Origin of the sequence: Halomarina litorea, from assembly GCF_024227715.1 — an archaeon.
Taxonomy (GTDB): Archaea; Halobacteriota; Halobacteria; order Halobacteriales; family Haloarculaceae; genus Halomarina; species Halomarina litorea.
Genome location: NZ_CP100452.1, coordinates 48,917 through 60,454, shown reverse-complemented (window position 1 = coordinate 60,454; position 11,538 = coordinate 48,917). Strand labels below are relative to the sequence as shown.

Annotated in this window: 11 protein-coding genes; 9 read left to right on the top strand and 2 right to left on the bottom strand. The window is 69.3% G+C overall.

Annotated features, from left to right (window positions below):
• Positions 1-68 precede the first annotated feature (68 nt).
• From NKG96_RS20590 to NKG96_RS20580, 3 genes are all read left to right on the top strand, one after another.
• Positions 69-281, top strand: coding sequence for a hypothetical protein (locus NKG96_RS20590; protein WP_254538856.1), 213 nt, complete (start codon positions 69-71; stop codon positions 279-281).
• Positions 278-445 carry a DUF7511 domain-containing protein gene (locus NKG96_RS20585; protein ID WP_254538855.1) on the top strand — a complete coding sequence of 56 codons (168 nt, stop codon included), beginning with the start codon at positions 278-280 and terminating at the stop codon, positions 443-445. Before NKG96_RS20590 ends, NKG96_RS20585 begins: the two co-directional genes overlap by 4 nt.
• Before the next feature lie 282 nt (positions 446-727).
• Positions 728-1,057: a hypothetical protein gene (locus NKG96_RS20580; RefSeq protein WP_254538854.1), complete on the top strand. Its 330-nt coding sequence runs from the start codon at positions 728-730 to the stop codon at positions 1,055-1,057.
• 229 nt (positions 1,058-1,286) lie between these two features.
• Here NKG96_RS20580 and NKG96_RS20575 read toward each other — a convergent pair whose 3' ends face one another.
• The gene (locus tag NKG96_RS20575; RefSeq protein WP_254538853.1) at positions 1,287-2,633 is read right to left on the bottom strand and encodes an MFS transporter; all 1,347 of its coding nucleotides are present in this window, start codon (positions 2,631-2,633) and stop codon (positions 1,287-1,289) included.
• 55 nt (positions 2,634-2,688) lie between these two features.
• Positions 2,689-3,882 (bottom strand): FG-GAP-like repeat-containing protein, encoded by a 1,194-nt coding sequence (locus NKG96_RS20570; RefSeq protein ID WP_254538852.1) that lies wholly within the window; start codon positions 3,880-3,882, stop codon positions 2,689-2,691.
• Positions 3,883-4,069: 187 nt separating this feature from the next.
• Here NKG96_RS20570 and NKG96_RS20565 point away from each other — a divergent pair, with 187 nt between their 5' ends.
• The 6 genes from NKG96_RS20565 to NKG96_RS20540 all read left to right on the top strand — a co-directional run bounded on the left by NKG96_RS20565 (position 4,070) and on the right by NKG96_RS20540 (position 11,327).
• A complete protein-coding gene (locus NKG96_RS20565; protein WP_254538851.1) occupies positions 4,070-4,975 on the top strand; it encodes an NAD-dependent epimerase/dehydratase family protein in 906 nt (301 codons plus the stop codon).
• Between the two features lie 412 nt (positions 4,976-5,387).
• Positions 5,388-6,014 (top strand): DUF7344 domain-containing protein, encoded by a 627-nt coding sequence (locus NKG96_RS20560; protein ID WP_254538850.1) that lies wholly within the window; start codon positions 5,388-5,390, stop codon positions 6,012-6,014.
• A 243-nt stretch (positions 6,015-6,257) separates the two neighbouring features.
• Positions 6,258-8,075: a glutamine--fructose-6-phosphate transaminase (isomerizing) gene (gene glmS / locus NKG96_RS20555; protein ID WP_254538849.1), complete on the top strand. Its 1,818-nt coding sequence runs from the start codon at positions 6,258-6,260 to the stop codon at positions 8,073-8,075.
• 169 nt (positions 8,076-8,244) lie between these two features.
• Positions 8,245-8,883, top strand: coding sequence for a rod-determining factor RdfA (gene rdfA, locus NKG96_RS20550; RefSeq protein WP_254538848.1), 639 nt, complete (start codon positions 8,245-8,247; stop codon positions 8,881-8,883).
• The gene (locus tag NKG96_RS20545; RefSeq protein WP_254538847.1) at positions 8,868-10,655 is read left to right on the top strand and encodes an archaea-specific SMC-related protein; all 1,788 of its coding nucleotides are present in this window, start codon (positions 8,868-8,870) and stop codon (positions 10,653-10,655) included. The genes rdfA and NKG96_RS20545 overlap by 16 nt, the downstream gene beginning before the upstream one ends.
• 159 nt (positions 10,656-10,814) lie before the next feature.
• Positions 10,815-11,327: an ArsR/SmtB family transcription factor gene (locus tag NKG96_RS20540; protein ID WP_254538846.1), complete on the top strand. Its 513-nt coding sequence runs from the start codon at positions 10,815-10,817 to the stop codon at positions 11,325-11,327.
• Positions 11,328-11,538: the final 211 nt, after the last annotated feature.

Below are 11,538 nucleotides of genomic sequence, written 5' to 3'. Positions count from 1 at the left end.
CTCTCAGAGCCGGAACGCCTGTACCTGTAATCGGCATCCGTAGCAGTGTTCTACCCTGTTCTGTACCCATGAGCGAGGACCCGACCGACGTGCTGGCGGCCGTCGACCGAACCACGACCGACCTCCACGACGTCATCGACGACCTGTGGTCCGACGGCGTCATCACCGACGGCGACGCCGCCGAGTTCTCCAACCGCGCGGCCATCATCGGCGCAGAGCTCCGCACCTGCGTCGAGTTCGCCGAGGACGGCCCGCTGAGCGAGGGGGGCGACGAGCGATGAGCGCCGAACACCTCCTGGTCCCGGCGGGCCTCGTCCAGATGGAAGACCCCGACGACCCCTCCCTCATCACCATCTGCGAGTCGGACGCGACGGGGCTGGCGCTGGCCTCGCGCTGGCTCACCGTCTCCGACGACTGCCTCGTCGACACCGACGAGTGGCGCTGAGTGACTGAAACGTCCGTTTGACGCTCCGGCGCGATTATGACACTCCGTGTGATAGAGTCACTCGCTGTCATCCGTCCCCCTTCGGCCCTCCCGGTGGCCCCCGCTTCGGATCCCCCGGCCACCTCCTTCGACCTGCCGCGGGCCCCCGACCCTTCGTCCGTGGGCGCTCCAACCTCCGTTCGCGGCGGTGTCCTCACTCGCGCGAGCCAGCGGTTCGACAGCGCGTCCCACGGCCACACGCGAACGAAAACCGTTATGTTCGGCGTTCTGCCACGCTCAGGTATGTCGAACTCGGACATCGCGACCGCCCGCCGGTTGACCGTCGGCATGAACGCCGCGTTCGCGGTGGCGGTCATCGCGCTGGTCGTGGGCGTCGTCCTCGAGATGGGGACCGTCGTCCTCGGAACGCTCGGCGTCTTCGCGCTGGTGGCCGTCGCGTACGTCGCCGCCCACGTCGTCCTCCACCGCCGCGTCTCGGCGAATAGCGGGGCGAACGTCACGCGCGACGACAGCCTCGGCGCGGCGCTCTCGCTCATCCGGATGAACCTCCTGCTGTACGGCGGCTTCCTCGCCGCCGGCGCGGCGGTGGCCTTCTTCCTCGGCTACCTCTGACTCCGCCCTCGATGGGGGCGTCCCCTCTCTCTTCTGCGGCCCGTACTCGGTCGCCCGGTCGTGCGCCTCTGACACACACGCACCCGCCGTGGTGACCACCCGTCCACACATCTCTCGCCCGTGACTCCGACACTGCGGCGACCACCGCAGGGGGAAGACGTGACAGATGATCGTAAGTACTGTGCAGTCGTGCACCCGCTGTACACGACCGACCCGCGAATCAGCCGGGTCAGGTCGGGTCAAGGAGTCCCCGTGCCCGCGCGCCGCCGACGAGCAGGGCGACGATGGGGACGACGAGGAGCGCACCGGCGACGAACGGCGACCAGTAGGCCGCCAGCGCGTACAGCGCGGCCATCGCGGGCGGGCCGACGGTCCGTCCGAGGCTCCCCGCGCCCTGCGTGACGCCGAAGGCGGTGCCCTGTCCCTCCGCGCTGGCGCGCTTCGAGACGAGCGTGGTCAGCGAGACGGTCAGGAGGCTGTTGCCGAACGAGAGCAGCGCCAGCACGCCCAGCAGCGCCACCACCGCTCCCTCGAGGCCTGCGAGCGCGGGCAGGACGCTCCCCAGGTTCGGGGAGAACGGGAGGCTCCCGAGGGCGACGACGAGGACGCTCGCGCCGACGATGGCCAGCAACGCCTCGTCGTAGCGCCGGGCGAGACGGCCGACGAGGACGCCCTGGTTGACGACGCCGAGGACGCCGATGTACGTGAGCAAGAGCGCCGTCTGCGCCGCGTCGTAGCCGTAGACGTCCGCCGCGAAGGGGATGAACATGACCTGGATGCCCGAGAAGGCCACCGAGACGAGGAAGAAGGCGACGACCAGTCCCCGCAGGTCGTCGTCGGCCAGCGCCTCGCGGAACTGGCCCACGAGGGTCGTGCGCCGACTCGTCCGCGTCCGGTCGGGTTCGGGCAGGAAGAACAACGCGCCGAGGAGTGCGAGCAGGCTGAGAAACGCCGCCCCAAAACTCGGCAGCGAGAAGCGGTTGGCGGGGACGACTGCAGGGAGGATGTCGCTCGCGACGGCCACGGTGGGGTCGCTCGCGAGCAGACCGCCCAGCGCCGGGCCGAAGATGAACCCCAGCGAGAACGACGCGCCGATGAGGCCGAGCGCGCCCGCCCGGCGTTCGCGGGGCGTCACGTCGGCGATGTACGCCTGCGCGGTGGCGATGTTCCCGCCCATCGCGCCCGCGAGCATCCGCGCCGCGAAGAGGGTTCCGACGCCGACGCCCAGCCCGAACGAGTCGCCCAGTTCGCCCGCGAGGCCGAAGACGGCCCACGCCGCGGTGTTGCCCGCCAGCGAGAGGACGAGGACGGGACGGCGCCCCCGACTGTCCGAGAGGCGCCCGAGGTACGGCGCGGAGAGGAACTGCATGACCGAGTAGGAGGCCGCCAGCAGGCCGATGAACACGTCGCTGACGGCGAAACTGCGGACGTAGAACGGGAGGATGGGGATGACGATGCCGAACCCCAGCAGGTCGACGAAGACGATGGCGACGACGATGGCGAGTGCCCCGCGGGGGGCGACCGGGTCGCCGCCGCCGGCCTCGCCCGGGACCGTCGCCCCGCGGGGTACGCTCATTGGACGACCGGTCGGCCACCGAGGGCGTAACGGTTGTGGTGCGGGGGATGCGGGGTCAGTACGAGCCGTTGTACCAGACGTCGACGTGGTGGGCGGGACCGTAGGACTTCGAGACGATGTCCGTCCGCCCGTCGTCGTTCATGTCCACGGCCTTGGCCTCGTGGACGCCGATGCCCTCGGAGATGCAGTACTGCTCGAAGGTGCCGTCGCCCTGATTGACGTGGACGAACCCGCGGGGGCTGTCGTTGTCGCGGTGGCCCATCTCGCCGACGTAGATGTCGAGCGTACCGTCGCCCGTGAAGTCGGCGGTCTGGAGGCTGTGCGGGCAGTAGAGGTCGTCCTGCAGGAGGTGCATCTTCCAGTCGGGTCCGTCGAACCACGCGACGCGACCGAGGTGGGTGCCGAACAGCGGCGAGTCACCCTCGCTGAGGACGATCTCGGGTTCGTCGTCGCCGTCGATGTCGGCCACCGCCACGCGGGTGTAGTCCCACCCGCTCGCGATGTCCTCGCGGTCCCACTCGCCGTCGCGCAGGCGGTAGATGTGCGGCCCGGCGACGAGTTCGTTCAGGCCGTCGCCGTCGACGTCGCCGACCCACATCCCCTCTAGCGAGATGCCCTCGTCGATGACGTGACAGTGCTCGTCGGGCCACGGCTGGACCGTCGGGTCCGCGGGCAGGTCGTAGTAGAACACCGTCTCGGCCTCCTGCGAGAGGCCGACGAGTTCGGGTTCGCCGTCGTTGTCCACGTCGCCCATCGTCAGGTCGTGGTACTTCTGAAAGCGACTGGAGACGACGTGTTTCTCCCACGGGTCGCGGGGGTCCTCGGGCTGGCGGAACCAGTAGATATCGTTGGCCTGGTAGCTCTGGCCGGCGATGAGGTCGAGTCGGCCGTCGCCGTCGAGGTCGTAGAGGTCGGCACCGATGCTGAGGTGGAGGTTCTTCTCGCTGGCGAGGGTGTGGCGCTCCCAGCCGGGGTTCTCGTACCAGAAGACGTTGGTCTCGAGTTGGGCGTAGAGGCGGTTGAACCACGGCATGCTGCGGGGCTTGATGCTCTTGCCGGCGACGGAGAACTCGGGTCGGGCACCGAGCGTCGTCACGATGATGTCGGGGCGGCCGTTGCCCGTCAGGTCGGTCGTGAGACACTGGCTGAGCTGGCCCGACGGCGGGTTGTCGTCGATGCGTTCGTGACGGAACCGAAGGGAACCGTCCGCATCGCGGGTCGCGTCCGCCGCCTGCGTCGAGGGTTGCATGCTCCTCGTTCGGTCCCACAGGACTGTTGTAATAACCGTCCTAATTCGGGTCAGGGGCGGTCCCTCCTGTGCTGCGCGGGTCGTCGTCGCCGCTCGCCCCCGGCCTTCCGGCGGGCGTCCTGTCGCACGAACCTCACGAGTAGTAGACACATAACAAAGCCTCCAGTATCGCTCTAGGGACGACAGCATGGGAACCGCTGCTCTCCGGGGACGGACGGTGCTCGTCACCGGCGGCGCCGGGTTCATCGGGAGCCACCTGGTCGAGGCGCTCGCCGCGGACTGCGAGGTGCGCGTGGTCGACGACCTCTCCCGGGGACGACGCGAGTACCTCCACCCGGACGCGACGTTCATCGAGGGGAGCCTCTGTGACGGCGACACCCTCGCTCGCGCGATGGGCGGCGTCGACGTGGTGTTCCACCTCGCGGCCAGCGGGGCCGCCGACACCCCCGCCGACGGGCCGTGCGCCCTCGACCGGGCGACGCTGGATCTGTTCGAGCGCGCCCGCGAGGAGGACGCCCGCGTCGTCGTCGCCTCCAGCACCGCGGTGTACGGCGACCCGGAGGCTCTCCCGGTCTGCGAGGAGGCCCCCCTCTCGCCGCTGTCGGCCTACGGGGCCGAGAAGTGCGCCGTCGACTGCGCGGCCCGGCGGTACTACGAGCGCTACGGTCTGGAGACGGTCGTGCTGCGCTACTTCAACGTCTACGGCCCGCGGCAGGCGTGTGCCGAGTACAGCAGCGTCATCACGACGTTCCTCGAACAGGCCTGCGCCGGCCAGCCGCTGACCGTGGCGGGCGACGGGTCGCAGGTCCGCGACTTCGTCCACGTCAGCGACGTGGTCGCGGCGACGCTACTGGCGGCGACCACCGACGCCGTCGGTGAGGCGTTCAACGTCGGCACCGGGCGGAGCACGACGCTCCTCGACCTCGCGCGCCTCGTCTGCGACCTGACGGGTGCGCCCGGCGACCTCCTCAGCGTGTCCGACGGTACGGACGACGTCACCGCCAGTCGGGCGGACATCTCGAAGGCGAGAGACCGCCTCGGATACGCCCCGACGGTCGGGTTAACGGCTGGATTGACTGACCTCGTCGCGTGAGACCACATACCACGGGAGGCAGTATCTCGTAATTTACCCGACCCATGAACGTGACTTTGAGCGTCACGACCCGCCGGGATAGACCTCCGATACCGTGACTATCGACCCCTGTACAGTGGTTTTTAACCGGTTAATATCCCTGAAAGCCGCTGCCATATCTCGCACTGACTGCATATCTTTCGCAGAATCTGCAACCGGCGCGGGGCCGGTTGCAAACTCTGCATAAATCAGTTACTTATTAAGCTATTCACGATATACATAGCTACAGCTGACGCAGCATCGTGGGGATGCACTGGTGAGCAGCCGTATCGCGGCGCGTAACCCGCTGATACGTCCTGTATAACGGTCCGTGACGGGTCGCGAGTCCGTCGACGTCCGACCCGACGGTGCGGCCAGCCACAGGTGGTAAACAATGAGCACATCCGAAATCGAGACGCCGAACGCGGTAGCGGCGGGGTCCGACGAGCCACAGGGCGCGTCGGCCGACCTGTCGCTCGATACGGTCTTCGAGATATTGAAGAACCGTCGTCGACGCGACATCCTCCAGTACCTCTGGAACCACGACGGCTCCGCCAACATCGGCGAACTCGCCGAGCACATCGCCGCCCTCGAGAACGAAATCGAGGTCGCCGCGCTGTCGTCCTCCCAGCGCAAGCGCGTGTACATTGGCCTCTACCAGTGTCACCTCCCGAAGATGGACGACGCTGGTATCGTCGAGTTCGACAAACACCGCGGCACCATCGCCCTGCGCGAGGCCGCGGCCGAACTGGGTCCTTACCTGACTCCCGACAGCGACGAGACGACCGACGTCTCCGCTCGGAGCCTCGCCGTCGCACTCGCAGTCGGCGTGGTCGTTCCGGCGGGCGTCCTCGGACTGGGCCCGCTCGCCGCCGTCCCCGCGCTGGGGTGGGCGCTGGTGAGCACGCTGGCGCTGCTGTTCGTCGCCGGCGACCAGGTCCACACCGGGGACGACTACGACCTGTTCGACTCGTTCCTCGCCCTGCGCGCACGTCTCTCGGCGGGCGAGAGCGCGTCCTGAACACCCCCTCTTCCTCTCTCGGTGCCGTCTCCGTTCTCACCGCCGACCAGCCGTGCGGTCGAAGGGCCGGTTAGTGAGGTACTGACAGTTCCCATCGCCGATTCAACACGTCGCTAACAAAGGCAGAGGAGACTGTCTGTACCTCCGACTGACCATGTTCCCTCGGGACACGACGATTGGACGGGGTGTCGACTCCCACGACACCACGGACGGCACACGTGACGGGCACGGGGGAGGCAACTGATGTGCGGCATCACCGCGTACGTCGGTACCGACGACGCCGTCGGCGGCCTCCTCACCGGACTGGCGAACCTCGAGTACCGGGGGTACGACTCGGCCGGCATCGCGGTCAAGAACGGACGCGGCCTCCGGGTCGTCAAACGCGAGGGCGAACTCGAACGCCTCCGCGAGGCGCTCGGCACCGAACGGCCCACCGGCACCATCGGCATCGGCCACACCCGGTGGTCGACGCACGGCCCGCCGACGGACGAGAACGCCCACCCGCACACCGACTGCACCGGACGGGTGGCCGTCGTCCACAACGGCATCATCGAGAACTACGAGACGCTCCGCGAGGAACTCAGCGCCACGGGCCACGAGTTCCACAGCGAGACCGACACGGAGGTCGTCCCGCACCTCATCGAGGCCGAACTGGAGCGCCACGAGAACCCCGAGAGCGCGTTCCGCGCGGCCGTCTCCCGCCTCGAGGGGAGCTACGCCATCGCGTGTCTCGTCGACGAGACGGAGGTCGTCTACGCGGCCCGACAGGGGTCGCCGCTCGTCCTCGGGCAGGCCGAGGGACGGTACTTCCTCGCCAGCGACGTCCCCGCCTTCCGTGAGTTCACCGACGAGGTCGTCTATCTCGAGGACGGCGACATCGTCGTCGTCCGGCCCGACGGCTACACGGTCACGGACTGCTCCGGCGTCCCGCTGGCTCGCCCCGTCGAGACGGTCGACTGGGAGCCGGAGGCCGCGGGCAAGTCCGGCTACCCCCACTACATGCTGAAGGAGATACACGAACAGCCCGCGTCCCTGCGCCAGACCCTCCAGGGGCGCGTCGAGTCGCTCGCCGGTACGGTGACCCTGGAGGAGTTCCCTCCCGGCGCCTTCGCGGACGTCGAGCAGGTGCAGTTCGTCGCGATGGGCACCTCCCACCACGCGGCGATGTACGCGGCGTCGATGCTCTCGGGGCGTGGCGTCACGGCCAACGCCTACATGGCCGGCGAGTACGCCGACTCCCCGCCGCCCATGTCCGCGGACACCCTCGTCGTCGCGGTCACCCAGAGCGGCGAGACCGCCGACACGATGAACGCCGTCCGGCGGGCCCGCGACGGCGGCGCGCGCACCCTCGCGGTGACGAACGTCGTCGGATCGTCGGTGACCCGGGAGTGCGACGACTCGCTGTTCATCCGTGCCGGTCCCGAGATCGGCGTCGCGGCCACCAAGACGTTCTCCTCGCAGGTCGCCACGCTGTCGCTGGTCGCCGAACGGGTCGCCGAGGACGTCACCGGCGTGGCGAGTGCCGACACCCGCGCGCTGCTCGACGCTCTCTCGGACCTCCCCGGCGACGTCCAGCGCATCCTCGACGAGTCGCCCGCCCGCGAGGTCGCAGAGGCGCTCTACGGGTGTGACGCGTACTTCTTCATCGGACGCCGGGCGGCCTACCCCGTCGCGCTGGAGGGGGCGCTGAAGTTCAAGGAGATCACGTACGAACACGCCGAGGGGTTCGCCGCCAGCGAACTGAAACACGGCCCGCTCGCGCTCGTGACGGACGAGACGCCCGTCTTCGGCGTGCTGACGGGCGAGGACGAGACGAAGACCATCGGCAACCTGAAGGAGGTACAGGCGCGCGACGCGCCCGTCATCGTCGTCGCACCCCCCTCGAAGGCCGACAAGGTGGGCTTCGCCGACTACGTGCTCACCATCCCCGAGAGCCACCCCGAGGTGGGCGGCATCCTCGCGAACGTCCAGCTCCAGCTCGTCTCGTACCACGCCGCGGACCTGCTCGGACGGCCCATCGACAAGCCGCGCAACCTCGCGAAGAGCGTCACCGTCGAGTAAGTCGCGAGACGGTGGGCGGCCCACGCGGGGGAAGCTTCTCCACCACACATCCGCTCGTGACACACCCTTAGTGTGTGTCACGTGTCTCTCCACCCACCGACCGACCGGTGCCACACACAGTGCGGAAACGCTTATAGTCATGTAATCTTACCATTCTTCGACGAACGCGATGAGAGAAACCTGCAAGATCGAGCGACTGGTCGACCGCCACGACCTGCACGCAGTCGCCCCCGGCGGGGACGTCGACGACTACCTCCGGGCGCGCTGGGTCGGGAGCGACGGGCGACGGCCGGCGGGTTACCGGACGCTGACCGACTGGCTGAACGGGCGACTCCTGAACCGGGTGTACGACGAGCGGGGACGCGAGACCGTCGCGGGGCGACTGGACGACGAGTACGCCCTGCTGACCGGCGACGACACCGTCGAACGCGCGGAACTCGAGGTGTCGCTCCACGAGGCGGGCATCGACCCCGACTGGCTCCGCGGGGAGTTCCTGTCGTGGAGCACGATGCGCCGCCACCTGAACGACTGTCTGGGCGCACAGAAGGAGACGGCGGCCACGACGGAGTGGGAGCGAGAGAGCGTCCGCATCGCCCGCGACCGGGCCCGCGAGAAGGCGAGCGACGCCCTGCGGTCGCTCGCCAACAAGGGGCAGGTCGTCGGCGGGGACGAGTCGGACGTGGACATCCACGTCCTCCTGTCGTGTCCCGACTGCCCCACGCGCGTCCGCATCGGGGACGCACTCGCCCGCGGGTACGTCTGCAAACGCCACCACGAAGAGAGGGAAGAGCAGTGTCCCTCGAACTGACCGTCGAGAACATCGGCGGCATCAGGAAGGGTGCCGCCACCCTCCCGCCCGGCGTGACCGTCGTCCGCGGGACGAACAGTCGGGGCAAGACGAGTTTCCTGCGAGCTATCGAGACGGCCGCCGGCACCCGACGGGCGCTCTCGGACGGCCGCGACAGGGGGCGCGTCGTCTGTGACACCCACACCGGCAGGACGACGCTCGACCTCTCCCGACCCGAAACCGGCGAGGGCGTCGAACTGGCCGGCGACCCCCTCCTCGCGGACGAGGTGGACCGGGCCTGTGCCGAACTGTTCGCGTTCCTCGGCGAGGACAACCCCGTCCGCCGGGCCGTCCGCGCCGGCGAGAACCTCGAACCGCTGCTGACCCGCCCGCTCGCGCTGGAGGACGTCGACCGGCAGGTCGCGGAGCGTCGCGCCGAACGCGACCGGGTCGACGCCGAACTGCGCGAGGCCGACCGCGCCGCGGACCGCCTCCCGGACCTGGTCGAGCGCCGCAGGCGGCTCGACGCGGACCTCGACGCCCTCCGCGAGGAGCGCGCGGCCCTCCCCGACGACGCGTCGGCCGCCGACCGCGCCGAACTCGGCGAGGTCCGGGCCGAGCGCGACCGGGTGGCAGACCGCCGCGACCGACTCGCGGCGACCGTCGACCGGACCCGCGACCGCCTCGACGAACTCCGCGAGGAACTCGCGGCCCTCCGCGAGCGCGAGGTGCCGGTCGACGAGGGCGTCGAGGCGGAACTGGCCGCCGCCCGCGACCGGGTCGAGGAGCGCGAACGCGACGTGGAACTGCTCCGGTCGGTGTACGCCGCGAACAAGCAGGTCCTCGACGAGGGGCGCGTCGACCTCCTTACGAGCGTCGACCACGGACTGGCGGACGACGGCGTCGACTGCTGGCTCTGCGGGGAGGCCGTCGAGCGTTCGGCGGTCGAAGAGCGCGTCGAGGGGCTCGCCGACCGGGTCGTGACTCTCGAGGCCGCCATCGCCGACGACCGCGACCGGGTGACCGAACTCGCGGAGGCCCGCCGCCGCCGCCGCGACCACCGCCGCGAGGTGGGAGACCTCACCGAACGCGTCGAGGAGGTCGAGTCGACGCTCACAGACCGGATCCACAGCCTCGAACGCGCCCGCGAGGAGGTCGACCGGCTCGGCGCCCGAGTCGAGGAGATAGCGGCGACGGTGTCGACGGCAGCGGACGCCGTCACCGACCTCGAGAGCGACATCAAGTACCACGAGTCGACGCTCGCCGACGTGGAAGCCGACATCGACCGCGCGGAGGCCGCCGCCGAGCGACGGGACCGCCTCCAGACCCGGCGGGACGCCCTGAGCGAGGAGATACGCGACCTCCGGGAGCGGCGTGACCGGACGCGCCGTCGCGCCCGCGAGGAGTTCGACGCGGCGGTCTCTGAGGTGCTGGCCCGCTTCGACGTGGGGTTCGAGGCCGCACGGCTCACGCCCGACTTCGACCTCGTGGTGGCCCGCGACGGTCGGCGGGCGAGCCTCGACGCCCTCAGCGAGAGCGAGGTGGAACTGCTCGGTCTGCTGGTCTGTCTCGCCGGGTTCGAGGCGTTCGACGTGGCCGACCGGACGCCCGTGTTGCTGGTCGACCGCCTCGGCGCCCTCGCCAACGACGCCCTCCTCCGACTGGCCGAGTACCTCACCGACCGCGCCACCCACGTCGTCCTCACGGCCTACCCGGAGAACGCGGGGTTCGACGCCTTCGAACTCGACGCCGACTGGGAACTCCTGCGCGAGGCGGCCACAGACGGCCGGTAGGAGATTCCTACCGTCGGTCGAACGTCTCCCCGTGATTTATGTGGACGGGACGCCACTCACTCCCTGAGTTCAGGGGCGGGCTACCGAAAGCAGTCACCGCTCGTGACAGTCGCACAATGATATATATACATAAGCCCTCCGGGTGCACGGTGCGGTAGCATGACCGACGAGCACACCGAATCCGGAGCGGCGGTCCTCGACCACCTCGGGGACGACGTCTCGCGGGCGATTCTGTCCGCCTGCGCCGTCGACGCCCGGAGCGTCGGTGAACTGGCCGACCGCTGTGGCGTCTCCGAGGCGACCATCTACCGCCGACTCAACCGACTGATGAGCGCCGGCCTCCTCGACGAACACACCCGTATCGACTCGAAGGCCGTCTCCGGCGGCAAGGAGTACACTACCGCCGTCGAACACATCGACGTGTCCCTCGGCCCCGACGGCATCGAGGTCCGGACGGACGACCCGCCAACCGACGACGACGGCGTCCCCACGTTCACCGTCGTCGAGTCCGACGGCGAGGGCGACCCGGTCGTCGACCTCCAGTTGCGCCTCCCGGAGAACCTCTTTAGCGAGTTCCTCACCGTCTGGGCCGAGTTGAACCGCCGGGCTGGGACCGAGGTGGCCCCAGAGACAGACGGCGAGCACCTCGTCGACTCGCTGAACGCGAACTGACCCCGGCGACCGACGGGGACGGTAGCAGTGTGCACCGCGCCGTCTGCCGGCGGTTCTCGGTCGGACCCCCTCGTATGGCGGCCGAAGATTTAATACCCGATGGATGAAACAAAGAGTAGCTTCCCCGGTTCGCGTGCCAGTTCGTGTGCCAACCAATTCGTACTGCGGGCCCGGGAAGCGTTCCGCTGTGGCGTCCGAGCGAGGGGGTACC

Coding starts and splice junctions, on each gene's coding strand:
- NKG96_RS20590 (WP_254538856.1), top strand. CDS start 69: ATGAGCGAGGACCCGACCGACGTGCTGGCGGCCGTCGACCGAACCACG.
- NKG96_RS20585 (WP_254538855.1), top strand. CDS start 278: ATGAGCGCCGAACACCTCCTGGTCCCGGCGGGCCTCGTCCAGATGGAA.
- NKG96_RS20580 (WP_254538854.1), top strand. CDS start 728: ATGTCGAACTCGGACATCGCGACCGCCCGCCGGTTGACCGTCGGCATG.
- NKG96_RS20575 (WP_254538853.1), bottom strand. CDS start 2,633: ATGAGCGTACCCCGCGGGGCGACGGTCCCGGGCGAGGCCGGCGGCGGC.
- NKG96_RS20570 (WP_254538852.1), bottom strand. CDS start 3,882: ATGCAACCCTCGACGCAGGCGGCGGACGCGACCCGCGATGCGGACGGT.
- NKG96_RS20565 (WP_254538851.1), top strand. CDS start 4,070: ATGGGAACCGCTGCTCTCCGGGGACGGACGGTGCTCGTCACCGGCGGC.
- NKG96_RS20560 (WP_254538850.1), top strand. CDS start 5,388: ATGAGCACATCCGAAATCGAGACGCCGAACGCGGTAGCGGCGGGGTCC.
- glmS (WP_254538849.1), top strand. CDS start 6,258: ATGTGCGGCATCACCGCGTACGTCGGTACCGACGACGCCGTCGGCGGC.
- rdfA (WP_254538848.1), top strand. CDS start 8,245: ATGAGAGAAACCTGCAAGATCGAGCGACTGGTCGACCGCCACGACCTG.
- NKG96_RS20540 (WP_254538846.1), top strand. CDS start 10,815: ATGACCGACGAGCACACCGAATCCGGAGCGGCGGTCCTCGACCACCTC.